Source organism: Synechococcus lacustris str. Tous, assembly GCF_003011125.1.
In the GTDB taxonomy this organism is placed as follows: domain Bacteria; phylum Cyanobacteriota; class Cyanobacteriia; order PCC-6307; family Cyanobiaceae; genus Synechococcus_D; species Synechococcus_D lacustris.
The window spans coordinates 1-24,883 of record NZ_PXVC01000025.1; the positions used below are offsets into that span (position 1 = coordinate 1).

Consider the following 24,883-nt stretch of genomic DNA (forward strand, 5'->3'; position numbering starts at 1 on the left):
GGCTTATTGGTTTTAGAAAGCGTTAATTAGTTTCAATTATTAAATCCAATTGCTTTTCAGCTTTTTCTTCATTAATAAAGCCGTAGGCCTTAAATACATCTGGATTTGGGTGGGTGATCTGTTGGCAGCCATTCACGCGTTCCACTTCAAAACCCTCAGCTGCCATACGCCGCATCAATTTGGCCGCTTCTTCAAAACGGGCTGCCATGGCCGCCAAGCTGGCGCAATCTTGGCTTAGGCCTTCTTCCTTCCAGGTGAAATAGGGCATTTGTTTTACGGCCGCAGTAAWAAACCCAGCGCCACTAACCCTAAGCTCACTAGCCAAAAAACARCCACCACCTTTATTTCACTCCAGCCCCCCAGTTCRAAATGGTGGTGCAAAGGTGCCATYCGAAATAAGCGACGCCCTTGGCCATCAGCCCCCTTGGTTGCTTTAAACACCCAMACCTGCAGGATCACAGATAACGATTCAGCYAGCAGCACCCCTCCCATCAAAAGCAAGGGCCACAGGCTGTTGGAGAGCAGCGCAATTGCACTCAGGGCTGCCCCCATCGCCAGTGAGCCGGTATCACCCATAAACACCCTGGCGGGATTGCGGTTRTGCACTAAAAAGCCAAGCCAAGCGCCAGCTAAAGCAGYGCAGAAACCAGCCAGGGCTGGATCGCCGCCATTGCCCCGCAGCATMAGTTGCAARCCCAARCCCATAAATACGATTGCYCCCACACCAGCTGCCAAGCCATCAAGGCCATCGGTGAGATTGGTGGCATTGCTCTCGGCYAAAAATACAAATAGGGCAAGGGGCCAAATCAAAAWCCCCAGGGGYAGCCACCAGCCAAAGGGCAAGGCAATGYCGCTTGGCAGTGCCCCATGYAATGCCGCCCAAACAAGAAATAAGGCAGCGGCAATTGCCTGYAAYAGCAGTTTGCCTTTGGCGCTTAGGCCAGTGTTGGTGCGTTTTGTGAGGCTGCGCCAGTCGTCTATGCCRCCGATCACCATGAAAGCAAGCGTTACTAAGGCCACTGGCAATAGCCGTTGATCSCCCGGGCTCACCAAACCAGCCACCAACACCCCACAGGGCACAAGCAGCAGGCCGCCCATGGTGGGTGTGCCTGATTTGCTGTGGTGGGATTGGGGCCCCTCCTGGCGGATTACTTGGCCCATCTTTAGGGCTTTTAGTTTTGGTATGCCCCATAAATTCACCAGCCAGCTAAGCGCAAAAGCCAGTAGCAATGGGGTGCTYARTTGAAAAGCAGCTAATTTCAGGTCGCAGCAAATTGCCAGCAGCAGCAGTAGAGCAATCAAACCCMAAGCCCAGGTAYTACCTGAACCAGGGAAATTCGAGGCTGGTTTGCTGCTCAGCTCAGAAGCGCCCACCTGCTGATTAGTCTTCCCAGTTTTCTTCTTGGCTTTCTTCCGGCTGGGAGTAGTCCTCCTTTTCACCCATCAAGGCTGAGAGTTCCTCTTCCTCAACGGTTGCTAGATCAGCACTGGCGGTTTCTTCTTCTGCCACAAGCCGGCCGCTGCTTTCTAGCCAGCTCAATAGGTCGGGTTCATCCCGCAGCGGTAAAACCGGCGCTGGRGCGCTGCGGTCGTAGCGGGTGAGGGACGGGTTGAAACTATCGAGGCTATTCATCGCCGTGGTACTCAAACGATCTAGTTACCAGAGTTTTAACCTTAGCCCATGCCTTCCAAATCAATTCAATTGTTGATCGCCTGGGGTGGTGCCMTGTTGGGGTCGTGGTTGCTGGTTTATGCCGGCAGCACGAACCTGGTGTTGCCCCAAAATCCCCTGCTGGTGTGGGCGCTTGTTTTGGTTTTACCCACACTCACAACCCTATGGATTGTTGCCCGGGGGCGGGCCACATAAGAGAATCAATAGATCTGAATAGCTGGCGCGCATGGCAAGGGCAAACAAGGTGGTGCTCGCCTATTCCGGAGGRGTGGATACCAGYGTKTGTATCCCCTATTTAAAAAATGAATGGGGTGTGGCGGAGGTRATCACCTTTGCGGCTGATCTGGGCCAGGGCGATGAATTGGAGCCGATCCGTTTAAAAGCTTTGGCATCAGGGGCCAGCGAGGCGATTGTTGGCGATCTGATCACTCCATTTATTAATGAATTTGCCTTCCCCGCCATCMGGGCAAATGGCCTTTATGAGGGCCGATATCCCCTTTCCACTGCCCTAGCAAGGCCTCTAATCGCCMGGCGTTTGGTGGAAATCGCCCGGGAAATGGGYGCTGATGCCGTRGCCCATGGCTGCACCGGTAAGGGCAACGACCAAGTGCGATTTGATGTGGCTATYGGCGCTTTGGCACCAGAACTAAAGGTGTTAACYCCAGCGCGGGAATGGGGCATGAGCCGTGAAGAAACGATCGCCTATGGCGAACGCTGCGGTATTCCTGCACCGGTTAGTAAAAAATCTCCCTAYTCAATTGATCTAAACCTTTTGGGTAGATCGATCGAAGCCGGCTCCCTTGAGGATCCAGATGTGGAACCACCGGAGGAGATCTACGCCATGACCAGTTCAGTGGAAGCTGCCCCCGCCACTGCTGAATTGGTGGAAATTCGTTTTGAGCAGGGCAATCCCATCGCCATAAATGGCATCGAGCTGGATCCGGTTGCCCTCATCCGCAAAGCCAATGCCCTGGCCGGTGCCCATGGTTTTGGCCGCCTAGACATGATTGAAAATCGAGTGGTTGGCATAAAAAGCAGGGAGATCTATGAAACCCCAGGGCTGCTTTTATTGATTCGTGCCCACCAGGAATTGGAAAGCCTCACCCTTGCSGCTGATGTGTTGCGCACAAAACGKCAATTGGAGAGCCAATGGGCAGACCTTGTTTATCAGGGGCTGTGGTTTGGCCCCCTCAAGGAGGCGATCGATGCCTTTATYAATTGCAGCCAAAGYACTGTTAACGGCACGGTGCGTTTGAAATTGCATAAGGGCAATGCCACGGTTGTGGGCCGCAGCAGTGCAAATAACAGCTTGTATGTRCCTGATATGGCTACCTATGGCGGCGAAGATCAGTTCAACCACCTCGCCGCTGAAGGTTTTATCTATGTGTGGGGTCTTCCCATTCGCCTGTGGGCAGCAGCCCAACGTCGGAACGGCCACCACGGATAAGCCTCAATAGGGGCGGCATTGCTACGAGKGCCCTTGCTGGGYTAGGGGGGCGCTTATCAGGAAAGCGCAGCCGCACCTCACCAGGTTGGGGCAGTAGCCGCTCAACCTGGGCCCGCAAGCGTTCATTTTCAGCAAGCAGCARTTGCTGTTGGTCCAACACCGGTTGCAGCCGTTGTTCAAATTTGCGCTCAAAAATTCCCGGCAGCTCCTCCAGGAGAGTTTGCAATTCCTCTAGCTCCAAATCCCTGCGGATATCTGTTGCCTGGGGTTCCAACTCCTCAAGCCATTGGGGCAGCGGCTCATCTTCCACTGACCACTTCGCTTGCATGAACTYTCACCTTTCTGGCGCGACCCTATCGGTGAAAACCGCCCCCAGCAAGGGGGGTTTAGTCGTCGTCGCTGGCGGCAGGAATGGCGGCAGCAGCACCCACCAGCTCCCGATCTTGRCGRGGGGCGCTGCTTTCCATTGGTGCCACAGGYGTGGTGCTCCTTCCCAAGGAGCTGTGCTGGCCTTCGTATTTAACGGTTAGGTAGCGGATCACGTCTTCGCTTAAACGCATGGCCCGCTCCAGGGGACCCACCTGTTTGCCATCGCCGCTGTAGTTCAACTGCACATAAACACCTTCCCGGTGTTTACCGATGTTGTAAGCCAAACGACGCTTACCSCGTTGTTGGTTATCGATGATTGTGCCGCCRTTTTCGATCACAAGATCGCGATATTTATTGGTGTGGGTTTCAACCTCATCCTCCRCKATATCAGGGCGGAGGATATACATCGTTTCGTAGTTGGGACGTTCGCTCATGGTGCCTGTGGGGTGAACCCGAACCAGTGGCTCGGAGGCTTTTTACAAGCTTACAACTGCATCCGCACCGCTTCTGAAATGGTTGGTAGATCGACCTCTTTACCCYGYAGGGATTGCAGCACTGCATAAAGAAGCACCGCCAAGCTGCCGATAAATACGGTGTTGTTCAAGGTGCGYAGCACGATGCTGTCGCCCAAAGGTGACAGCAATACATTGAAGCCSAGGGAAACCACCACCAGCAAAATGTCGAGCAGGATTGCCTGCAGGGCGTTGAAGCGCAGGTATTGGGGCACCTGGGGGTTGCGCACCACCGCCAGATAYAACACCAAAAACAAAACGAARCTACCAAAGGGCACCGCTTGCTGCAAAAACAGCAGTGGTAGGGCCGGCAACTGCAGCAAGGTCAACCAAGGAAACACCGCAAACAGCGCTCTGCCAAAGGGCARAGCATCGCTCCAGGGCAGTAGGTARGTGAGCAAGGCCAGCAGCCTTTGCCAGATCGGTATTTGGTTCATGGCAYCAGCCTAGGTTTTGCAAGGGCTTGCTCAACGGCTTTGCCCATGGCATCAACGGGCACTTGCCCYAAACCCGTCCAGAGCTTGAGGGCGGCAGCCCCCTGCTGCACCAGCATTTCTAAGCCGTCTTGGCAGGCAAGCCCCCGGGCAGCAGCCTCCCGCAGYAGGCGGGTGGGCCTTGGCGTGTAAACCACGTCGTAAACCAGGGCATGGGCTGGCAATAGCGCCAGCTGCCCTTCGCTCAAGGGGCTTTGCTGCTGCCATTCGCCCATGCCAAGGGGGGTGCCATTCACCACTAGATCCACCTGGGGCAGCAAKTCAGTTAATGGTTCTTCCCATGGCAGTAGTTCCAGGGGCAATGCCAAAGTTGCRGCCCAGGCGGCCAAGGCCTCCATTTTTTGTTTATTTCTTGCCCGCAGCAGCAAGCGCTTAAAACCCAGCGCCTGGCAGCTGTGCAGCACCGCCCGCACCACCCCTCCACCACCCAGCACTAGGGCCGTTTCAGCGCCATTGCTGAAATGTTGCTGGAGGGGAACAAGGAAACCGCTCCAATCGGTGTTGGTGCCATGCCAACCACCCCTGCCATCCGGCACTAGGCAATTCACTGCCCCCAATTGTTTTGCAATGGGGTCGACACTATTCARCAGTGCTGCAATCGATTCCTTATGGGGAATCGTGACGCTCAYACCACGGCAGCCGATCGCCCCAAGCCCTTGCACCGCCTCCCCAAGCCGTTCTGGCGGCACTGGAAGCGCTAGATAACGCCAGTTCAAACCAAGCTGCGCCAAGGCAGCGTTATGCATTAGCGGTGAAAGCGAATGCTGAATTGGATCGCCAATCACTGCCAATAAGGCTGTTTGGCCATCGATGGGGCTGGGGTGGTTGATGGCTGGTAGCGGCAATTGGTTCAGGGTTCGGGAACCACCCCTCGTCGGGATGGGCCCCTGCTGCCGAGGATGCAACAAGTTTGAAACGTTCTGCAAGGAGTTCCTATGGGAAAAGTTGTTGGCATCGATCTCGGCACCACCAATAGCTGTGTTTCGGTGATGGAAGGGGGCAAGCCCACCGTGATTGCYAATGCGGAAGGTTTTCGCACCACCCCTTCAGTGGTTGCATACACCAAAAATCAAGATCAATTGGTGGGTCAGATCGCTAAAAGACAGGCGGTGATGAAYCCGGAAAATACCTTCTACTCGGTGAAACGTTTTATCGGCCGGCGTGTTGATGAAGTAAACGAAGAAGCCAGTGAAGTGAGCTATGGCGTTGAAAAATCTGGCGCCAATGTGAAGGTGAAATGCCCCGTATTAAGCAAGCTATTTGCACCGGAAGAGATTGCAGCCCAGGTGCTGCGCAAGTTGGCGGAAGATGCCGGYAAGTATCTCGGTGAACCCGTTACCCAAGCTGTAATTACGGTTCCAGCCTATTTCAATGATTCCCAGCGCCAGGCCACAAAAGATGCCGGCAAGATCGCTGGTTTAGAGGTGCTGCGGATCATTAATGAACCCACTGCCGCTGCCTTGGCCTACGGCTTAGATAAAAAGAGTAATGAGCGCATTTTGGTGTTCGACCTTGGTGGCGGCACCTTTGATGTGTCTGTGCTTGAGGTTGGAGATGGGGTATTCGAGGTGCTTTCCACCTCCGGCGACACCCACCTTGGTGGCGATGATTTCGACAAAGTGATCGTTGATTACCTCGCCGATAGCTTTAAGGCCAATGAAGGTATCGACCTGCGTTTAGATAAACAGGCTTTGCAAAGGCTCACCGAAGCCGCTGAAAAAGCCAAGATTGAGCTTTCCAGCGCCAGCCAAAGTGAGATCAATCTGCCKTTTATTACGGCCACACCTGAGGGCCCTAAGCACCTTGATTTGAATCTCACCCGGGCCAAATTCGAAGAATTGGCATCAAAGCTGATCGATCGTTGCAAAGTGCCGGTGGAGCAGGCATTAAAAGATGCAAAATTATCCTCCAGCGAATTGGACGAAGTGGTGATGGTGGGTGGTTCCACCCGCATCCCAGCAATTCAAGGCTTGGTTAAGCGTGTAACCGGTAAAGATCCAAACCAAACCGTTAACCCCGATGAGGTGGTGGCCGTTGGCGCTGCCATCCAAGGCGGTGTGTTGGCCGGTGAAGTTAAAGACATCCTTCTATTGGATGTAACACCCCTTTCCCTGGGTGTGGAAACCCTTGGTGGCGTGATGACCAAAATGATCAGCCGCAACACCACCGTTCCCACTAAAAAAACCGAAACCTATTCCACAGCGGTGGATGGTCAAACAAATGTGGAAATCCACGTGCTCCAAGGGGAGCGGGAAATGGCATCCGATAACAAGAGCCTCGGCACCTTCCGCCTCGATGGCATCCCCCCTTCCCCCAGGGGCGTACCCCAAATCGAAGTTACCTTTGATATCGATGCAAACGGCATCCTTAGCGTTACCGCAAAGGACAAAGGCAGCGGCAAGGAGCAAACAATTTCGATCACCGGTGCTTCCACCCTGAGTGATAACGAAGTTGAGAAAATGGTGAAGGATGCTGAAACWAATGCCAGCGCTGATAAGGAGCGTCGTGAAAAGATTGATCTAAAAAATCAATCTGAAACCCTGGTTTATCAAGCTGAAAAGCAACTCACCGAACTGGGCGACAAGATCTCAGCAGAAGAYAAAGGCAAGGTTGAAGGTTTCGCTAATCAACTGAAAGAGGCGATCTCTCAGGAAAATTTTGAAACCATGAAAACCGTTCAAGAGCAGCTGCAACAGGCCCTATATGCAGCTGGCGCCTCTGTTTATCAACAGGCAGGTGCTGATGCCGCCGCTCCAAATCCAGGTGCCAATCCAGGTTCAGCTGGTGGTGATGATGTGATTGATGCTGAGTTTACGGAAACTAAGTAGTTAGTTTCCTTTGAAACATTTGAGCCGCTAGCTACTCAAGTGGCTAGCGGCCGGCACCCTTAAGAACGGTTTTTATCGTTTTCATTAAGATCAATAGATCTAGCCAGGGCCCGTAGTTTCTTAAGTAATAGAGATCATAGGATAGTTTTAATTCAGCGTCTTCAACACTTGATGCATAGGCCATGTTTACTTGGGCCCAACCACTTAAACCTGGCCTAAGCAAGTGCCTAAGCCTATAATTTGGTATCTCTGCTTCTAAATTGTGTTCTAGCTCAGGCCGTTCCGGCCTAGGACCAATCAAACTCATTTCACCTTTAATAATATTTAGCAACTGCGGTAATTCATCTAAACGTGTTTGCCTAAGCCACTTTCCCATCGGTGTGATTCTCTGATCGTTTAGGCCGCTCCAGCGGGGACCATTTGTTTCTGCTTTCTGATGCATTGTGCGTAATTTGTAGATTTTAAATGGTTCACCAAACAAACCGGTGCGGATCTGTGAATAGAACACAGGTCCGCGATCTTGTAGATAAATAGCAAGTGCGATAGGTATTAAAATCGGTATGGTGAAAATCAATAGCACTGCACTGATAAGTAAATCGGCAAAGCGCTTTAGCTGGCGGCTTAAACCCAATTGGCGGCCATCTGCTAATTCACCGAGTTGCAATACTGATTGATCTAACCATTGTGCCGGAATTCGTTGGAGTTCTTCCTCCGCAAGTTGGGCCAGGCTTGTTAATCGCATCCCCCGCACTAGCGCCTCCTGCAGTAGTGGTTGCAGATCAACTGATTGTTGAATAATTGGGCTAACAGCCAGCATTGCACTTGGTGCTTCAAAAGCAGATCTAAGGCAACTAAGTTCGAATAACTGTGGTTCTAAACGATTAAAGCAGCGGCGCCATTCTTTTTTAATTTGATCTTTTTCTGTTGCGTCTACCAGGGCGCTCCATCTTGTGGTGCGCTTGGTTTGGAGATGATGTAAAAATACTCGGATTGCTATTGATGCGATGCCAGTGAATAGCATCAATGGCCCCAAGCTGCCCCTCTGCAGTAATGGCAGCTCCAGGGGTGTTGTTTTAACAAGCCAGCCAGTTARTAGGGCGAGTATTAGGGTTGCCAGGGCACTTAAGCCCACCCGTTGCAACATCAAGGGCCAACTTAATTTTGGCCAGCGTAGCAATGAATAACTGCCAAATAACCAGCTCAATATCCAATAGCTAATTATTAAGCCAATTATTTGTTGTATTGAATTTAGTTGCACGCCATGGCGCGCCTCACTGATTGAAAATAGGCCAAGGGCGAGGGCAAGGCCATCGAGCAGCGCCGTAAGCAGCAGCGGTTGTCGGTGGCGTAACCAACTCATCGYTCTAATCCAAATGCCCTATGCACAGCTTGCAATGCTTTTTCGCCATCAGCTTCTGCCACCACGCAACTGATCCTGATYTCGCTGGTGGCAATCATTTCAATGTTGATTTGTGCATCAGCGAGGGCGCGGAATAGTTTGGCGGCTGTGCCTGCAGTTGCYGGCATGCCTGCCCCCACAGCACTCACCCGGGCGATTGCGGGCCCGGTGATGATTTCTGCATTGGGCCATTGGCGWATTARTTGGCCTAGGGCCTGCATTGCCCGTTGGTGATCATCTTTGGGAAGGGTGAAGGCAATGTCGCGGCAGCTGCCCATGGCGCTTTCGCTTTGCCGCTCCGATTGCACGATGGTGTCGAGGCTGAGGCCTGCATCAGCTAAGGCACGGCATAGGGCCGCGGCTGAACCGGGTTGATCTGGCACATGGCTAACGGCTAGTTGCACYTGATTCACATCAAGGGCCACACCCCGCACTTCCGGTTGATCAACACCGSTTGGCTTGGGGTTATGGCGCAATTGCTGTTCCGCAAGGCCAAATGCTTGCCCTGTGGTGCGCAATGCTTTTTCGCCTTGGTCCCCYTGGATTAGGCAGCTCACYTTCACTTCRCTGGTGGCGATCATGCGCAAGCTGATGCCCACTTGGCTGAGGCCATCAAATAATTTCGCTGCCACCCCAGGCCTGCCCATGATGCCGGCGCCGGCGATGCTTAATTTTGCTAGGCCCGCTTGGGCTGTTAGTTGGCAGTTTTCCCCTAGCAGCTGGCGGCACACGKTGGTTGCTTGGTTTAGATCTGCTGCATCAAGGGTGAAGGCAATGTCGTTGCTTTGGCCCTCATGGGTGGCTTGAACGATCAAATCAACGGAAAGGCCWGCGCTTGARAGGGCTTCAAAGAGGCGTGCGGCAATGCCTGGCTCATGGGGTATGTGGGCTAAGGCCAACACGGCTTGACCTTCAAGCAGCTCGGCGCCATCTACGGGTTTACCTAGCTCAAGGCCATCGTTGCCAATTGCCCTGCGGCCGCCACTACTAAATAAACTGGTGCCTGGCGCATCGCTCCAGCTGGAGCGMACCACCAGGGGTACGCCGTAATTACGGGCAATTTCCACAGCCCTTGGATGCAACACGGCGGCGCCAAGGCTGGCCAAYTCCAACATTTCATCGCACGACACCTTTGCCATCAGTTGCGCCTCAGGCACCTTGCGCGGATCGGTWGTGAGCACGCCATCCACATCGGTGTAGATCTCACAGGCATCGGCCCCTAATGCAGCAGCAAGGGCAACGGCAGAGGTGTCGGAGCCGCCGCGGCCGAGGGTGGTGATTTCTTGGCTGCCGCCAGCACCGCTGCTGGTGCCTTGAAAACCAGCCACCACCACCACAAATCCCTCCTGCAGGTGCCGYTGCAAACGGTCGGTGCGCACCTCAAGGATGCGGGCGCGGCCATGGGCTGATTCGGTAACGATCCCCACCTGGGGACCCGTCATTGAGATGGCAGCCACACCTTCCGCCTGGAGGGCCATGGCCAGCAGTGCAATSGWCACCTGYTCGCCGGTGGCCAACAGCATGTCGAGCTCCCGCTGGGGCGGGTGGGGGTTAAGGGCCTTGGCCAGGCTCGTGAGTTCATCGGTGGTGCGACCCATCGCCGATACCACCACCACTAAATCGTGGCCCTCTGCTTTGCTGGCTGCCACCCGTTTGGCCACTGCTTGGAGCCGCTCCACGCTGCCCACGGAGGTGCCCCCGTATTTCTGAACCAGCAGCGCCATAACTCAATGGATCCAAGTTTTAATTATCCGTTTAGCCCCATCAACAGGCCATCACGAAAAGCAGCGCCGGCGTTCACACCCATTTTGAGGGCGGCCTCCACCTCAAGCAATTTAGCCAGCAGCTTTAGGAGAGAATCTGGCCCCTTACCGCGCAGTTGTTTACGCATCACATAAATACGYTTGGGATTGCCGATGCCCGCGGCTTTAGCAATCACAGCTACATCTTGTTCACCCTGGCGATCCAAGAGGCTCACCCATAGCCAACCCCGCAGTTGACTTGTGAGCGCCGCCAGCAACCGCAATGGCGGTTCATTTGCGGCGATTAATCCATCGATTTGCAGCAGGGCTTCCCCCAAATGGCCTGCCAGCAGTGCTTCCCCCACGGCTAGGGCATTGTGCTGGCTAGGGCCAGCTAGGGCGGCTACGGCTGCTTCATCAATCGCTTGATCAGCGCAATAGAGGCTCAGTTTTTCCAATTCACCAGCCAGGCGGCCGCTGTTGCTGCCAATCGTTTCCGCTAGGGCTTCTGCCGCTTGGGGGCTGATTTGCAAGCCCATGGCAGCGGCGGCATTAAGCACTAGATCTATTTGGCCTGCCCCATCCCAAATGGCAGGAAGGGCAAAGCTTTTTTCAAGGGCCACCGCCTTGATGGCCTTGGTGCTTTTCAGGCGYGCATCTGGTTTGCTGCTGCTTGTTAGCAATAGATGGCAATTGCTTGGAATCAAGTTGAGGCAKGGCTCCAGCTGGGCTGCCAGYTCGCTGGGGCAGSTGCTGCAAAAGGGGCTGTTTTGCAACAACACCAAGCGATCACCGGCACCAAGTGGCGGCGTGCGGGCTTCACTRAGGGCTTGGGCGGCTTCTGCGCTATTGCTGCCATCGAGGCGGCTGAGGTTGAGGCTYTGCCAGGTTGGATCTACCACCTGRTTRATAAGCTGTTGRATTGCCCGATCCAGGGCGGCTTGATCGTCCCCCCAGTAGAGATGGATGGGCATTTGTGCAKTATTTGGATCACCCGATCTTCACCGAAAGCATCGCCCGAATCCAGGCTTGGTTAGGGCCCACCGGTTTAGAAGCTGCTGAACAGGAGGTATTGGAGAGGCTTGTGCATAGCAGCGGCGACCTAAGCCTTGCCCCATTACTGCGGTTTTCCCCCGGCGCCTGCGATTTGGCAATSGCTGCATTGGCAGCAAAAGCTGTGATCCTCACAGACACAGCCATGGCWGCAGCAGCGGTAGCTCCCATGGCAGCGCGCACCTTTGCAAATCCGGTGCATTCGGTGTTGGATTGGGCGCCAAGCTTGRCTCCAGCTGGAGAAACCCGCACAGCCATCGGYATTGAACAGGCGCTTAGGGCCCACCCCAAGGCGCTGGTTTTGATTGGCAGTGCTCCCACGGCCCTGATGCGGTTGTTGGCWTTAGGGGCAACGCCTGCACTTGTGATCGGCATGCCTGTGGGATTTGTGGGTGTGAAGGAGAGCAAACGGGAATTAGCCCGCAGTGGTTTGCCCCATATCCGCCTCGAGGGCAGCCGCGGTGGTGCTGGTTTGGTGGCAGCAGCCCTTAATGCCCTGTTGCGTAGGGCTTGGTTGAATCAAACAGCGTGAACTTGTTTGTTTTCAATACCTCTAAGCACTTGTCGAGCCCGCTCCACCACCACCATGGGCACCCCGGCCAGGCGGGCGGCTTCGATGCCGTAGCTGCGGCTGGCCCCTCCGGCGATCACCCGATGCAGAAAAACGAGTGCATCTTTTTGCTCTTCTACAGCCACTTGAAAATTAGCCACATTGCTGCAGTTATCTGCAAGGGCATTTAGCTCGTGGTAGTGGGTGGCAAATATGCAAAGGGCATTAATGCCAATGGCTAAATGTTCAGCAACGGCCCAGGCGATCGAGAGGCCATCAAAGGTGGCGGTGCCGCGGCCGATTTCATCGAGCAACACCAGGGATCTATTGCTGGCATGTTGAAGAATATTGGCGGTTTCAGCCATTTCCACCATGAAGGTGGATTGGCCGCTGGCTAGATCATCCACAGCACCCACCCGCGTAAATAAACGATCCACCAAGCCCAATTGGGCACTGCGGGCTGGAATCCAGCTGCCCACCTGGGCCATCAGTTGTAAAACACCGGTTTGCCTTAAGTAGCAACTTTTACCGCTGGCATTAGGGCCCGTTAACACGATTAGATCGGTGCCGGCACCAAGGCAGATGTTGTTRGCAACAAAGGCTGTGTTYGTTAGTAATTGCTCCACCACCGGATGGCGGCCTGCATCTATTAGGAGGCAGCGATCTTCTTTAATTTCAGGTTTGCAATACCCCTGGGTGGCGGCAAGTTCGGCCAAGCCGGCCAGGGCATCGAGGGCTGCAATCGCCCTTGCCGCTTCGCGGATGGGGGCTGCTAGCTGGCCCACCTGTTCCCTGAGGCGGCAGAAGAGCTCGTACTCCCTTTGCTGGCTGCGKGCCCGCAACTGCAGGATGCGTCCCTCCCGTTCTTTTAATTCTGGRGTAACAAAACGCTCTTCATTACTTAGGGTTTGCCTTCGCAGCCAATGGTCTGGCACCTGGCCAGCCTTTGCCCTGCTTACCGCAAGGAAATAGCCAAAACTGCGGTGAAATTGCAGGCGTAAATTTGGATTACCACTGGCTTGGCGCTCGCGCCTTTCCACTTCCGCCAGCCAGTTTTCCTGTTCATCAAGGCGATTGCGCAATTCATCAAGGCTTTCATCAACGCCATCGTTGATAACACCGCCTTCAGTGAGCGAAAGGGGTGGCGTTTCGATTAATTGATGCTGCAGCAGGGCAGCTAGTTCTTGCARATCTGGCCGCGGCTGCTGCAGGGCAAGCAGCGGTTCAGCATGGTTTTTGGCCTCGCTTTGGCCTTGTTTGATCAGATCAGCYAAAAGGGGCAAGCGCTCTAAACCAGCGGCTAGGGCCACCAGATCACGGGCACTGGCATGGCCGCCAGCGCARCGGCCGGCCAACCGTTCAAGGTCGGCCATGGGCCTAAGCAATCGCCTTATGGCTTGGCGCAACGGACGCTTTTCTACAAATAGGGCAATGGCYTCCTGCCTTGCCTGAATCGCTTTGATATCTAAAAGCGGTGCCTCCAACCAACGGCGCAGTGCCCTTGCSCCCATGGCGGTGTGGGTGCGATCAAGGGCCCAAAGCAAGGATCCTTGAAATACRCCATCCCTTTGGGTGGCSRTTAATTCAAGGTTGCGGCGGCTTTGCTGGTCGATCACCATCGCATCMCCGCTAAATACAGTTAGGGGCCGCTCTAAAGGCAGGGTGCTGCCCGGTTGGCTTGCATCCAGGTAGCTGATCAGGCCACCGGCAGCCCGCAGGGCCAGTGGAAATTCGATCAGGCCCAGGCCYTCGATGGAACTAAGGCCGTAGCGCTTCAGCAGGGTGCGGCTGGCTTCGCTGCTTTCAAAGGGGCTGCGCAATTGGGGGGTGACATTCAAGCCAGCAGYRCACCAGGCTGGTTTTTGGTTGGCYTCAAGGCCKGGCAGCAGTAATTCAGCTGCYTCCAGTTGCTGTAATTCCTGCTGSAGCAGCTCTAAACCCTCCCGTTCCCGCACCAGAAATTCRCCGGTGGAAACATCAGCTACYGCTAAACCCCAGYGGTTGTTGTGCAGCACCACTGCCGCTAACCAGTTGTTGCGGCGGGCGCTGAGCATGCCCTCCTCAAGCACGGTGCCGGGGGTGAGCACCCTGGTGATGTCGCGCCGCARTAAYTCACCYTTGGCGGCAACAGCTTCCAGTTGGTCGCAAAGGGCAACGGCATAACCACGGCGCACCAATTCGCTGCAGTAGCGCTCACAGGCGTGGTGGGGAATGCCTGCCATGGGCACGCGGCCATGGGCCTTACCCCCTTCTTTGCCGGTGAGGGTGAGCTCTAAAAGCTGGCTGGTTAAAAGGGCATCTTCAAAAAAGCATTCAAAAAAATCGCCTAATCGATAAAAAAGCACCCGTTCGGGATKGGCGGCCTTGAGTTCCACGTAGTGGCGCAGCATTGGCGGTAGTGCCGCTGRYTCCACAAGGCTGTGGTGRTGCCAAGGGGGTAGTTCGTTGTTGTTTTGCGRTGKGYYRGCTAAGGGSGTGCTAGCTGGCTGGCTTTTGCCTGGATGGCTGCGGCGGCGCSGTTTTTGTTGCTCTGRWTCYTTRYYTAGTTCCTGCTCTAGCYCTTGGGCGTTTKGATCTTCCTCRGGGGCAAATAGGCTGCCTTGGATAGCAGGTTCGCTGCTGGCCACAGAAAAAAATCACTTGTGGCTGATCGTAGKTTGCATCAGAATGGTTTGATGAGCACCTATGCCCAAACCTATTGGCAGCAGCGCTTTGCAAACGACCAGCTTTTGCTCGAGCAGCAGCGGTTGGAGGCATTGCAGCAGATCCGTGAGGCAGCTTCGGCATTGCGTCAGCGCTGGCCAGGAATTAAGGCGTTATGGCTTTTTGGTTCATTGTTAGGGGCTGGTTTTCATAGCAATTCCGATATTGATTTATTGGTGGAGGGTTTAGCTGCCGAGGATGTTTTGCATGCTTTGGCGTTGGCAGAAGTTTTTATAAGCAGGCCGGTGGATTTAAAACGCGCCGAAGATTTAGGCCAGGAGCTTTGCCAGCGCCTGTTGCGAACCAGTGAAGCTCTTTAACTAAATGAAACCCGCTGATCTACAAGAACTTCATGATGATCTTTTAAGGGAAACCGAACGGCTCGGCCGTTTGGTTTCAAGCCTTGAACCTCTATTGCCAAGGCTTAGCCAAGGGGGAGAGGTGGTGGAAGCAGCAGCATTGCGATTGCACAGTTTCTATACAGCTGTGGAGCGCTGCTTGCTATTGATCAGCAGGGTTATTAATGGCGGTACCCCAAGCCAAGGTGAGGGTTGGCACCGCCGGTTATTGGAGCGGATGGCCATGGCTACAAGCCAGCGGCCAGCAGTGTTGRGTGAGTGCAGTCAAAAGGGYTTGCAGGAATATCTGCGCTTTCGCCAYTTAGTGCGRAATCTTTATGCCGATGAGTTGCGGCCAGAGCCAATTGAACTGCTGCTTGAACAGTTGCCATTGCTTTGGCAGGAACTAGAGAGCGATCTACGCGAATTCCGCAGCTGGTTGCGTGAAGTAGCTAGTTCCCACAACCTGTGAAGTTCCATTTGGGTTTGAGCGCTTGGRCCATGGGCGCCATGGGAGAATTGARCAAGCCAGGCCCATGGTTGCCRCTTCACCATGCAAATTCTCAACACYCTTACCGTTTTGGCTTTGGTGGTTATGTCCTTTGCCTTGATCGTTGCTGTRCCGGTGCTTTATGCCAGCAACGACGACAGCGGCCGCAGCAATCGCCTGATTTTGGTGGGCGGCTTGGCATGGGTGGCCCTAGTGCTTTTGAACTGGGGCGTAAGCGTATTTGTGGTGTGAGCCTAGAATTCGATAACTAATTTTTGTAAATCAACGGCCATGACCGTTTTTGAAGGCCGGTTTACCGATGCTGCAAACCTAAAGATTGCAGTGGTAGTGGGTCGCTTTAATGATTTAGTAACAGGCAAATTATTGAGTGGTTGCCTTGATTGCCTTGGCCGCCACGGTTTGGATGTGGAACCGAGCAGCAAGCAGGTTGATGTGGCCTGGGTGCCCGGTAGTTTTGAAATTCCATTGGTGGCCCAACGCTTAGCGCGCAGCGGCAGCTACAACGTGGTTATCACCCTTGGCGCTGTTATCCGCGGTGATACACCCCATTTTGATGTGGTGGTGGCGGAAGTGAGTAAAGGAGTTGCCGCCGTTGCCCGTGACACCGGGGTGCCAGTGATATTTGGGGTGCTCACTACCGATAATTTGCAGCAGGCCCTCGAGCGGGCGGGCATTAAGAGCAATTTGGGCTGGAGCTATGCTCTTCAGGCCTTAGAAATGGGCAGCTTGCTGCGTGGGTTACCTCAGTAAAATGAAAGTAAATAGAAAGGGCATTGTGCTCGCTGGRGGTAGTGGTACRCGCCTTGCTCCGATGACAACCGCTGTGAGTAAACAGCTAATGCCTGTGTATGATAAGCCAATGATTTATTACCCGCTAACAACATTAATGTTGGCGGGATTAAGAGAAGTTTTGATAATCACAACCCCTCAAGATYGTTMTGCCTTTGAACGTTTATTGAACGATGGTAGCAAGTGGGGAATGCAGATAAATTATGCGGAACAGCCGAGCCCAGATGGATTAGCCCAGGCATTCTTGATTGGTTCAGGATTTCTYGGYGATGCCGCTGCTGCTTTAGTGTTGGGTGATAATYTATTTCACGGACACGATCTCAGCTTGCAATTACAGGCGGTCAATAGCGATGCTGCTGGGGCAACTGTATTCGCCTATCCTGTTAAAGATCCAGAGCGATATGGAGTTGTTGAATTTGATAGCAATGGCTTGGTTAAAGGGTTAGAGGAAAAACCAAAAGMWCCCCGCAGCCGTTTTGCYGTTACTGGTTTATATTTTTATGATTCATCAGTGGTTGARAGAGCTAAACAAGTGAAACCATCGCCAAGGGGTGAATTAGARATTACAGATTTAAATCGCAGTTATTTAGAAGATGGTTTATTRCGGGTGGAATTAATGAGTAGGGGAATGGCTTGGCTGGATACTGGCACTCCCGATTCTTTGCATGAAGCAGCAGCCTATATTCGCACTTTGGAGCATCGCCAAGGCTTAAAAGTGGGCTGCCCAGAAGAAGTGGCCTATCGCATGGGTTGGATTGATGCTGAGCAATTAGAAGAATTGGCTGCCCCCCTTAAGAAAAGTGGTTATGGRAATTACCTATTGCAGATATTGGAGGAGCTAGATTGATGCAATTTGAAAATCTAGGCGATGCACTATTGCTTACACCTCGCGTATTTACAGATGAGCGAGGATTTTTCTTTGAAAGTTGGAATCAACAAAGTTTTAATGATCTCCTCAGTGCGAATTCCCAATCAGTTGTTGAGTTTCTGCAAGATAATCATTCSCGTTCCTGCCGTGGTGTGCTGAGAGGTTTGCATTACCAGCTTCCCCCCCATGCTCAAGGCAAGTTGGTGCGCTGCGTGGATGGAGAGATTTATGATGTGGCYGTCGACCTACGCTCAAATTCCCGTGGATTTGGCCAATGGCATGGRTCGATTTTAAGTGCAGCWAACCACAAACAACTGTGGGTTCCCCCTGGTTTTGCCCATGGTTTCCTMACCATAAGTGAACATGCTGAGGTGCTCTATAAAACAACCGATTTTTGGAATCGCARTTCTGAAAGAGCGATCCGTTGGGATGATCCTAAGCTAGCAATTAATTGGCCGTTAGAAAAATTRCAAGGAGCYCGAGTTCAGCTTTCAGAGAAAGATGCAGCTTCGCCATTATTCRCRGCCTTACAGGAAGCTGATCTTTTTTRAATGAGGGTTCTTCTTACTGGTGCTAATGGTCAACTAGGCCAGGCCTTGATGGTTGCAAAATCTAAGCCGATTGAATTAATTGCTTGTGGCCGAGCTGAATTGGATTTGGCAAGCCCCCAAGCTTGCAGCGAAGCGGTGAGGTTTTATCGACCTGATTGGGTACTTAATGCTGGTGCCTACACGGCGGTAGATAAAGCTGAGAGTGAGCCTGAGCTTGCCTTAGCGGTAAACGCAGGCGCCCCTGCTGCCTTTGCCGAGGCTTTGGCCGCCASCGGCGGCCGGTTGTTGCAAGTGAGCACGGATTTTGTGTTCAACGGTTTGCAGGGCAGCCCTTATCGGCCAGACCAGGCCCTCGATCCGCTAGGGGTTTATGGCGCCAGCAAGGCAGCGGGCGAAGCGGCTGCGCTGCAGTTGTCAGGCTCACGCGTGCTGCGCACCAGTTGGGTTTATGGCCCGGTGGGCCAGAACTTCTGCCGCACGATGCTGCGCCTGCATCGGGAGCGGGAGCAATTGGGGGTGGTGGCCGATCAGGTGGGCTGCCCCACTAGCACCCTCAGCCTGGCGGCGGCCTGCTGGCGGGCGATTGGGGTGGGTGCAGATCCCAGCGGCCCTCGCATCCTGCACTGGAGCGATGCCGGTGTTGCCAGTTGGTATGACTTTGCCGTGGCCATTGGTGAGTTGGGGATGGCGGCGGGGTTGCTGGAGCGGGCGGCGCGGGTGCTGCCACTCACCACGGCTGACTACCCCACCCCGGCACAGCGCCCCAGCTATTCCTTGCTCGACTGCAGCACCAGCCGCGCGGCTCTGGGGCTAGAGCCTGTGCACTGGCGGGCTGCCCTTGCCCGGGTGCTGGACCCCGGCTGAGCGTTGGCTGCAGAGGCTGCGCCTGCCCGCCTAATGTGTGGTTTTTGGGATTGTCGGCAAATCTGTACGAGTAGTACTATTTTTGAAACTTTCAGCTCACCCCCAGCCGGCGGCCAGGCTCAAGGGGATGTTGGCGCTTTCCGGGTTCACGGGGATCGACTGCAGCTGGGGGCCAGGGCCCGCACCTCCAATCCCTGCAGCTCGGGGCTCGAGGGGTTGGAGAGCTGAACGGTGCCGTAAATCAAGCCCATGAGGTCATGGTTAAAGGCGTTTTGCCCGTAGGCATGCCCCCCTTCCGTGGGGATGGTTTGTGGAACAACGTTCCCCGGTAGCCTCATAAAAGCTTGATTGATCCCATGCCCTCATTACTGCCCGAAGGGATCAACCGCGTGCTGGTTACCGGCGGCGCCGGCTTCATCGGCGGCGCGCTCGTGCGCCGGTTGCTGCGCGATTCCAGCGCCACGGTGTTCAATCTCGACAAGCTGGGTTACGCCAGCGATCTCACCGGCATCGAATGCCTGGGCCCCGAGGCGGGCCAGCGCCACCAGCTGCTGCGGGTGGACCTCACCGACGCCGATGCCACAGCCGCAGCCGTGCGCCAGGCCGATCCCGACCTGGTGATGCACCTGGCAGCCGAGAGCCACGTGGATCGCTCGATCGATGGGCCTGCGGCGTTCATCGAGAGCAACGTGAGCGGCACCTTCAACCTGCTGCAGGCGGTGCGGGCCCATTGGGAGCAGCTGCCGGCGGAGCGGCGCGAGGGCTTCCGCTTCCACCACATCAGCACCGATGAAGTGTTTGGTTCGCTGGGGCCCACCGGCCGTTTCTCAGAAACCACCCCCTACGACCCCCGTTCCCCCTATTCGGCCAGCAAGGCCGCCAGCGATCACCTGGTGAGCGCCTGGCAGCACACCTACGGGCTGCCGGTGGTGCTCACCAACTGCTCCAACAACTACGGCCCCTGGCAGTTTCCCGAGAAGYTGATCCCGGTSGTGATYCTCAAGGCCGTGGCYGGCGARCCGATTCCYYTSTAYGGMGACGGCGCCAACGTGCGYGACTGGCTGTATGTGGAAGACCACGTGGAGGCGCTGCTGCTGGCGGCCACCCAGGGACAGCTGGGCCGCAGCTATTGTGTGGGAGGCCACGGCGAGCGCAACAACAAGCAGGTGGTGGAGGCCATCTGCGCCCTGCTGGATCAGCGGCGGCCCTCCGGTGCTCCCCATGACCGGTTGATCTCGCCGGTGACCGACCGTCCTGGCCACGATCGGYGCTATGCCATTGATCCCACCCGCATCAGCGCGGAGCTGGGTTGGCAGCCCCGCCACAACTTTGAGGAAGGTCTGGCGGCCACCGTGCATTGGTATCTCGCCAATTTGGATTGGTGCGCCGCCGTGAGGGATCGGGCGGGATACAGCGGTGAGCGCATCGGCGTTGCCCCTGTTGCGGTGTGATTATTCAACTCGTGCGTGAATGCCCTCCTGGCCATGGGGGTGTGGAGCGGGTGGCCCATGAGCTTGCGGTTGCCTGGCACGCCCAGGGGAAATTGAGCGCCACTATCTCCCTGCAGCCCTATGACCCATCGGCTGACGACCCCTCGCTGCCGGTGCTTTACCGCCGCAGTTATCTGCCCAGCATCAAACTTGGTCGTCAGCTTTTGCTGCCTTTGCCATCGCGGCGTCTATGGGCTGTGCTCACCAGTTCAGATGAGCTGCATGTTCATCTTCCCTGCCCAGGTTTGCTGGCGGTGAGTGTGTTCGCCAGGCTGATGCAACCAGGCAGGACAATCCGCCTGCATTGGCACGCATTTTTACAAGCCCCCAGAGGGCCCCAAGGCTGGTTGATTGGCTTCTACCAGTTGCTTGCCTTGCGCTGGGCGACCTATGGAGTTCAAGTTGTCGTGACAACCTCACCGGTACTCGCTGAGGCTCTTTTTGAAGAAGGGGTTCCGCGTATAAAGGTGTTTGTGTTGCCCTGCTGCCTGGGGGAGCTGCAGGAGCAGTTGTATGGGCAAATTGCGGAGCAACGCCGCCATCGACAGATGCGGAGCCAACAGCAGCACCTGCGACTGATATTTATTGGAAGACTCGATAGCTACAAGCGGGTGGATTGGCTGATCGAGGCCTGTGCTGCACTCATAACAGCTGAGCTCCATGTGATTGGCGATGGGTCGCTGCGCATGCAGCTGGAATTTCAGGCACAGGCATTAGGTATCGACAAAGCAGTTGTGTTTCATGGTCGAGTCAGCGAACAGGAAAAGCTGGTCTTGTTGCGCGATTCAGATCTGCTGGTGCTTCCTGCTGATTCGAGCAATGAGGCCTTTGGGATAGTTCAGTTGGAGGCGATGGCCTGTGGAGTTCCGGCGTTGGCGTTTGATTTTCCCCGTTCAGGCATTGCCTGGGTGTCCCATTTGAAGCAGGTTTTGACTCTCCCGTGCTTAAAGCGTCAAGATCTCGTAGCTGTGATTGATAAGTTGGCAAATGATTCACTTTTGCTCGATCACGCGTCTGAGGCTGCTGAGCAGCGCTATATCCGCGTGTTTAGCAGGGCTGTATGGCAGGCCAGATTTGCTGAGGTGCTGCCATGACCTTGCTCAGTAATTTGCTTCTTTATAGCCCAGGGCATTCGGGTTTTTCGAGTTATGTGCATCGGGTAATGCCTGGAATTCCAGGTCATCAGCTTGTTTTGGGTGATCAGGGGGGTGCGGAGTGCCGCAATGATCATTGGCTTCCCCAGCAAGGGCCAGCATCAAAGCGGTTGGCTCTTTTGCATCGTCTTTCCCTTACCCAGCATGGAGTTGATGTGAAGGGGGCCTTGAAAAAAGTAGGGCTTCGCATTGAGGATCTGGGTGGCATTTATAGCCCCTATTGCGATGCCTTGCTGGCGCTGCCCCAGGTGTCTCAAGTGATCACTTGCCACGACCTCACGCCATTGTATATATCAAATAGCCGTAAAGCAAGCTTGCGGTATCGATATTGGACGCCGCGCCATCTCAATCAGGCCAAGTGCGTGATTGCCATAAGCCATTTTGTCGCAGATCAGTTGGTTGATTTTGGTGTGCCGGCTAGCAAGATTGAAGTTGTCTATAACGGTATTGCCATAGAACGCGAACCGATTGCGGAGCCGGCTAGCGAGGATCTGCTGATGCTTGCGCGGCATGATCGCAACAAAAATGTTGCCATGGTGGTGCGTGCCTTTGGCCAGTTGATGGAGAGAAAACCACACTGGCTAGGTCGTCTGGTGATAGTGGGTCGTAGAGGCCGCCAAACCCCTGAGTTGAAGAAGATTGTGGAGAAGCTGCCGAAACCTGAGCGGGTGGTTTTGCTCGATGGGGTTTCCTCTACTGAGTTGGTACAGTTGCTTAGAGGCAGCTTGGCACTTGTTTCGGCGAGCACAATGGAGGGTTTTGATTATCCGATTATGGAAGCCAAGGCTGAAGGCCTTCCCACCATCATTAGTGATATCCCTGTGCATCGAGAACTCCACGATGGCACCTCTTTATTCTTTAACCACGGCAATGCAATGGATTCTTTAATCATGGCTATTGTTGGATTGGCTACAGATGATTGCTTATGGAAGCAGCTTTCTTCTTTGGGAAGGGGCTTCGCGCTTTCCTTGCCAATACCTGATCAGAGATCTAAGATTGTAAACATTATATCTTGTGCAGCCTCTTGGTAATATAGAACTTTTCAGAATGCGCCACAAAAGTGGTTGGTTTTGCTCTTTTCGCCCTGGATAAATTTATGCACTTTAATGGATATGCTTTTGAAAATGCCTTGTGTGAGCACGCGGGCTGCCTTGTTTCTACAATTATGGGGATCTATCAAATTGCAAGGCGGCAACTCTGGGTAGTTGGGCGCCCCTACGTGGTTGATGCCAAGGCAGGGCTGATTCAAAGTCCGTCACAGGCATTCTTGCCAGTGCTGTCAGCATGAGTTGAGGTCGGCGGAATCGCCTCCTCCCAGTGCTCAAAAGCGACTCTGCTGCAACCGATCTCGACCTGATCAGCTACCTCAAGGCAATACCGGATGCGCGGATGCGCCGTGGCGTGCGCATTCCGGCTTGGTACCTCCTGTTGGTGGCTGTGCTCGGGATCCTGAGCCGCTGCCAGAGCCTGCGGGATCTGGAGCGCTTTGCCATCCGCCATCACAGCGTCCTGACAGAGGCGCTGGGCCTCGAGCTCAGGCGGCCGCCCTCGGATTCAGCCTTCCGTTACTTCTTCCGCCAGGTTGACGTCGCTTCTCTGTGCGCCGCTATCCGCGACTGGACGATCGCTCAGATCCCAGGTGGCGCAGCCGATCTTGATCGGCTGGTGTTTGACGGCAAGACCTTGAGGGGTTCGATTGAGCCCACAGCTGGTGGCGGCTCGGCGTTCATTGCCCAAGTCGGGCTGTACTCCGCCGCCTTGGGCGTGGCCAACTGCTACGGAGAAGCCTGAGGGCTACAGCCAGGCCTGCTACGCCACCGGGGAGAACCACGAACGGGCGGTGCTGAAGCAGCTCCTTGGCGAGCTGGATCTTGAGGGCGTTCTGCTCCAGGCGGATGCCTTGCATACCCAGCGCCCGTTTTTCGGCAGCTCCAGGAGCAGGGGGCCGACTTCCTCCTGACGGTCAAGGGCAACCAGAAGACGCTGCATCGCCAGATTCAATCCCAGTTCCAGGGGAAGCGTCACATCCCTTTTGTGGCAATGGATCACGAGATCGGCCACGGCCGCAACATCACCTGGACCCTACGCGCCAAACAAGCTCCAGAGCACATACGTGAGGCCTGGATCGGCACCAGCTGGATCGTGGAGATGACCGCTGATGGCATCCGTGATGGGAAGCCGTTTCGGGCGACCCATTTGTTCCTCACCAGCCTGCGCACCACCCCAGAAGCTCTGCTGCAACTGGTGCGCGACCGCTGGAGCATTGAGGGCTGGCACTGGATTCGCGACACCCAGCTCCACGAGGATGCCCACCGCTACCGCGGCAACGGCGCTGGGGCGATGGCCACACTGCGCACGGCAGCGATGAACCTGCTGCGGCTGGGCGGTTTTCAGTCAATTCGCGCCGGAATGCAGGCCGTGATGCACGACATCAAGGCGCTGCTGGCGATGGTGCAGCAACAGCCAGAACCAAACCCATGATGAGACTTTGAATCAGCCCTGGATGCCAAGGAATCACATATGTGCGACTGGCGCAAGGAATCCCCTTCAGGCTAAAATATTATGTTGCAAGTCGCTAAGGTTGCGCTTGGGATGACCTTCGATCGGCATTCTGCATGATGGATGTCGATATTTTGGCCTTGCTGAATAGGCGAGTGCTCAAAATCCATCGTGATTTCATTTTTTGACAAATCTAACTTATGCTAATCATATCGGGCTTTTAATGCTCTATAGTCAATTTACTTGCCAAGGCAAAGCTTCGTGATTAAATTCCCGCGTAACCTGCTAAAGCATATAATTAACGAGGCGCTTTTCTCTAGGCTTCAAGAAATTGCTGCTTTTGCAAATAGTGCTAAAAATGCTCGGTATTACCATGCGGGTCAAGATGTTGTCATGACGTGCATTTTTACCGGGCAAGTTATTGCAGTTGACAGGCGTGATATTTCTCTCGCGCCGCATTTAATACTTAATGGTATGTGGGAAGAAGCATTAACCAAGCACTGTCAGGCGTTAGTTGCACAAAAGGCAAGCCCAGTTATATTCGATGTAGGAGCTAATTTTGGTTGGTATGGTCTTACATTGTCAAGATTTTCAGGAGGCTCAACCGTTCATTTTTTTGAAGCGAATCCTTCCATGATTCCTCTTCTGCATAAAACTGTTCTTGTAAACGGACTAGCACTTCGATCTCGTGTTATTCACGGCGCAGTTACTAGCTCCTCTGGTGAAAATGTTGAGCTTCATATACCTTCTATGCATAAAGGGAGTGCATCGACTAAGGGTTTCAACGTAGACTTGGCTAATTATCACGAAAACTTGTCAGACGTTGATGTTTGCATTGTTAATGGTATTTCTTTGGACGATTATTGCTCTTCGGTGGGAATAAGTAGTATTGACTTTATTAAGCTTGATGTTGAAGGAGGCGAGGGTGACGTTCTGATGGGTGCTACAAAAACTATTGCCAATTCAGGGGAACTAGCGATCATGATGGAGTGGAATAGGAGGAGATATGCTGACGCAATACTCCCTATCCTTAAGGCGTTTGGAAAATGT

Annotated in this window: 29 protein-coding genes and 1 pseudogene; 18 read left to right on the plus strand and 12 right to left on the minus strand. The window is 54.4% G+C overall.

What is annotated here, in order from left to right:
• Window positions 1-22: 22 nt before the first annotated feature.
• From C7K08_RS06895 to C7K08_RS06905, 3 genes are all read right to left on the minus strand, one after another.
• Window positions 23-268 (minus strand): hypothetical protein, encoded by a 246-nt coding sequence (locus C7K08_RS06895; RefSeq protein ID WP_106499907.1) that lies wholly within the window; start codon window positions 266-268, stop codon window positions 23-25.
• Between the two features lie 5 nt (window positions 269-273).
• Window positions 274-1,302: a phospho-N-acetylmuramoyl-pentapeptide-transferase gene (gene mraY, locus C7K08_RS06900; RefSeq protein ID WP_241537118.1), complete on the minus strand. Its 1,029-nt coding sequence runs from the start codon at window positions 1,300-1,302 to the stop codon at window positions 274-276.
• A gap of 79 nt (window positions 1,303-1,381) precedes the next feature.
• Window positions 1,382-1,633 (minus strand): DUF3134 family protein, encoded by a 252-nt coding sequence (locus C7K08_RS06905; protein ID WP_106499908.1) that lies wholly within the window; start codon window positions 1,631-1,633, stop codon window positions 1,382-1,384.
• A 48-nt stretch (window positions 1,634-1,681) separates the two neighbouring features.
• Between C7K08_RS06905 and C7K08_RS06910 the strand changes: the two genes are divergently transcribed.
• Both C7K08_RS06910 and C7K08_RS06915 read left to right on the plus strand, forming a co-directional pair.
• Window positions 1,682-1,867: a hypothetical protein gene (locus C7K08_RS06910; RefSeq protein ID WP_106499909.1), complete on the plus strand. Its 186-nt coding sequence runs from the start codon at window positions 1,682-1,684 to the stop codon at window positions 1,865-1,867.
• 31 nt (window positions 1,868-1,898) lie between these two features.
• Window positions 1,899-3,119, plus strand: coding sequence for an argininosuccinate synthase (locus tag C7K08_RS06915; RefSeq protein WP_106499910.1), 1,221 nt, complete (start codon window positions 1,899-1,901; stop codon window positions 3,117-3,119).
• Here the strand turns inward: C7K08_RS06915 and C7K08_RS06920 are convergent.
• The 4 genes from C7K08_RS06920 to C7K08_RS06935 are packed head-to-tail and all read right to left on the minus strand — an operon-like array spanning window position 3,049 to window position 5,339.
• On the minus strand, window positions 3,049-3,447 hold the full coding sequence (locus tag C7K08_RS06920) for a hypothetical protein (RefSeq protein WP_161955830.1): 399 nt from the start codon (window positions 3,445-3,447) through the stop codon (window positions 3,049-3,051). The genes C7K08_RS06915 and C7K08_RS06920 overlap by 71 nt on opposite strands.
• 58 nt (window positions 3,448-3,505) lie before the next feature.
• Window positions 3,506-3,922, minus strand: a complete 417-nt coding sequence (gene rpsF, locus C7K08_RS06925) for a 30S ribosomal protein S6 (protein ID WP_106499912.1) — start codon at window positions 3,920-3,922, stop codon at window positions 3,506-3,508.
• A gap of 50 nt (window positions 3,923-3,972) precedes the next feature.
• Complete coding sequence (locus C7K08_RS06930; protein ID WP_106499913.1) at window positions 3,973-4,437, minus strand: Tic20 family protein; 465 nt, start codon at window positions 4,435-4,437, stop codon at window positions 3,973-3,975.
• On the minus strand, window positions 4,434-5,339 hold the full coding sequence (locus C7K08_RS06935; RefSeq protein ID WP_241537119.1) for a shikimate dehydrogenase: 906 nt from the start codon (window positions 5,337-5,339) through the stop codon (window positions 4,434-4,436). The genes C7K08_RS06930 and C7K08_RS06935 overlap by 4 nt, the downstream gene beginning before the upstream one ends.
• A gap of 90 nt (window positions 5,340-5,429) precedes the next feature.
• On the opposite strand from C7K08_RS06935, the gene dnaK reads away from it, so the two are divergent.
• The gene (dnaK, locus tag C7K08_RS06940; protein WP_106499914.1) at window positions 5,430-7,322 is read left to right on the plus strand and encodes a molecular chaperone DnaK; all 1,893 of its coding nucleotides are present in this window, start codon (window positions 5,430-5,432) and stop codon (window positions 7,320-7,322) included.
• Between the two features lie 43 nt (window positions 7,323-7,365).
• Here the strand turns inward: dnaK and C7K08_RS06945 are convergent, their stop codons facing one another.
• Genes C7K08_RS06945 through holA form a run of 3 tightly spaced genes read right to left on the minus strand, consistent with a single transcriptional unit; the run spans window position 7,366 to window position 11,437 of the window.
• Entirely contained in the window at window positions 7,366-8,682 is a 1,317-nt protein-coding gene (locus C7K08_RS06945; RefSeq protein WP_106499915.1) for a sugar transferase, read from the minus strand.
• Window positions 8,679-10,445, minus strand: coding sequence for an aspartate kinase (locus tag C7K08_RS06950; RefSeq protein WP_106499916.1), 1,767 nt, complete (start codon window positions 10,443-10,445; stop codon window positions 8,679-8,681). The genes C7K08_RS06945 and C7K08_RS06950 overlap by 4 nt, the downstream gene beginning before the upstream one ends.
• A gap of 23 nt (window positions 10,446-10,468) precedes the next feature.
• Window positions 10,469-11,437, minus strand: coding sequence for a DNA polymerase III subunit delta (gene holA, locus C7K08_RS06955; protein WP_106499917.1), 969 nt, complete (start codon window positions 11,435-11,437; stop codon window positions 10,469-10,471).
• A gap of 2 nt (window positions 11,438-11,439) precedes the next feature.
• Between holA and C7K08_RS06960 the strand changes: the two genes are divergently transcribed.
• Window positions 11,440-12,048, plus strand: coding sequence for a precorrin-8X methylmutase (locus C7K08_RS06960; RefSeq protein WP_106499918.1), 609 nt, complete (start codon window positions 11,440-11,442; stop codon window positions 12,046-12,048).
• On the opposite strand, the gene mutS is transcribed toward C7K08_RS06960, so the two are convergent.
• A complete protein-coding gene (mutS, locus tag C7K08_RS06965; RefSeq protein ID WP_423218691.1) occupies window positions 12,036-14,480 on the minus strand; it encodes a DNA mismatch repair protein MutS in 2,445 nt (814 codons plus the stop codon). The genes C7K08_RS06960 and mutS overlap by 13 nt on opposite strands.
• A gap of 228 nt (window positions 14,481-14,708) precedes the next feature.
• Here mutS and C7K08_RS06970 point away from each other — a divergent pair, with 228 nt between their 5' ends.
• From C7K08_RS06970 to C7K08_RS07015, 9 genes are all read left to right on the plus strand, one after another.
• Window positions 14,709-15,089: a nucleotidyltransferase family protein gene (locus C7K08_RS06970; protein ID WP_106499919.1), complete on the plus strand. Its 381-nt coding sequence runs from the start codon at window positions 14,709-14,711 to the stop codon at window positions 15,087-15,089.
• A 4-nt stretch (window positions 15,090-15,093) separates the two neighbouring features.
• Complete coding sequence (locus C7K08_RS06975) at window positions 15,094-15,579, plus strand: ribonuclease toxin HepT-like protein (RefSeq protein WP_106499920.1); 486 nt, start codon at window positions 15,094-15,096, stop codon at window positions 15,577-15,579.
• A gap of 81 nt (window positions 15,580-15,660) precedes the next feature.
• Window positions 15,661-15,849, plus strand: coding sequence for a photosystem II reaction center protein PsbZ (psbZ, locus tag C7K08_RS06980; protein ID WP_106499921.1), 189 nt, complete (start codon window positions 15,661-15,663; stop codon window positions 15,847-15,849).
• 39 nt (window positions 15,850-15,888) lie between these two features.
• Window positions 15,889-16,368: a 6,7-dimethyl-8-ribityllumazine synthase gene (ribH, locus tag C7K08_RS06985; protein WP_106499922.1), complete on the plus strand. Its 480-nt coding sequence runs from the start codon at window positions 15,889-15,891 to the stop codon at window positions 16,366-16,368.
• A gap of 1 nt (window position 16,369) precedes the next feature.
• Window positions 16,370-17,254 carry a glucose-1-phosphate thymidylyltransferase RfbA gene (gene rfbA / locus C7K08_RS06990; RefSeq protein ID WP_106499923.1) on the plus strand — a complete coding sequence of 295 codons (885 nt, stop codon included), beginning with the start codon at window positions 16,370-16,372 and terminating at the stop codon, window positions 17,252-17,254.
• Window positions 17,254-17,826 (plus strand): dTDP-4-dehydrorhamnose 3,5-epimerase, encoded by a 573-nt coding sequence (gene rfbC / locus C7K08_RS06995; RefSeq protein ID WP_106499924.1) that lies wholly within the window; start codon window positions 17,254-17,256, stop codon window positions 17,824-17,826. The genes rfbA and rfbC overlap by 1 nt, the downstream gene beginning before the upstream one ends.
• Entirely contained in the window at window positions 17,827-18,690 is an 864-nt protein-coding gene (rfbD, locus tag C7K08_RS07000; RefSeq protein ID WP_106499925.1) for a dTDP-4-dehydrorhamnose reductase, read from the plus strand.
• Between the two features lie 356 nt (window positions 18,691-19,046).
• The gene (gene rfbB, locus C7K08_RS07010; RefSeq protein ID WP_106499927.1) at window positions 19,047-20,141 is read left to right on the plus strand and encodes a dTDP-glucose 4,6-dehydratase; all 1,095 of its coding nucleotides are present in this window, start codon (window positions 19,047-19,049) and stop codon (window positions 20,139-20,141) included.
• Window positions 20,138-21,274: a glycosyltransferase gene (locus C7K08_RS07015; protein WP_106499928.1), complete on the plus strand. Its 1,137-nt coding sequence runs from the start codon at window positions 20,138-20,140 to the stop codon at window positions 21,272-21,274. Before rfbB ends, C7K08_RS07015 begins: the two co-directional genes overlap by 4 nt.
• Before the next feature lie 6 nt (window positions 21,275-21,280).
• Here C7K08_RS07015 and C7K08_RS16375 read toward each other — a convergent pair whose 3' ends face one another.
• Window positions 21,281-21,436, minus strand: a complete 156-nt coding sequence (locus C7K08_RS16375) for a hypothetical protein (RefSeq protein WP_241537121.1) — start codon at window positions 21,434-21,436, stop codon at window positions 21,281-21,283.
• An 8-nt stretch (window positions 21,437-21,444) separates the two neighbouring features.
• Between C7K08_RS16375 and C7K08_RS07020 the strand changes: the two genes are divergently transcribed.
• The 5 genes and pseudogenes from C7K08_RS07020 to C7K08_RS07040 all read left to right on the plus strand — a co-directional run.
• Window positions 21,445-22,365 carry a glycosyltransferase family 4 protein gene (locus C7K08_RS07020; protein ID WP_241537122.1) on the plus strand — a complete coding sequence of 307 codons (921 nt, stop codon included), beginning with the start codon at window positions 21,445-21,447 and terminating at the stop codon, window positions 22,363-22,365.
• A 29-nt stretch (window positions 22,366-22,394) separates the two neighbouring features.
• The gene (locus tag C7K08_RS07025) at window positions 22,395-22,622 is read left to right on the plus strand and encodes a hypothetical protein (protein ID WP_106499930.1); all 228 of its coding nucleotides are present in this window, start codon (window positions 22,395-22,397) and stop codon (window positions 22,620-22,622) included.
• Between the two features lie 29 nt (window positions 22,623-22,651).
• Window positions 22,652-23,125 (plus strand): transposase family protein, encoded by a 474-nt coding sequence (locus tag C7K08_RS07030; protein ID WP_106499931.1) that lies wholly within the window; start codon window positions 22,652-22,654, stop codon window positions 23,123-23,125.
• 126 nt (window positions 23,126-23,251) lie between these two features.
• Window positions 23,252-23,815 (plus strand): annotated as a pseudogene (locus tag C7K08_RS07035) (ISAs1 family transposase); the annotation flags it as partial.
• A gap of 279 nt (window positions 23,816-24,094) precedes the next feature.
• Window positions 24,095-24,883, plus strand: a 789-nt coding sequence (locus tag C7K08_RS07040) for an FkbM family methyltransferase (protein WP_117434634.1), incomplete at its 3' end; no start/stop codon positions are given.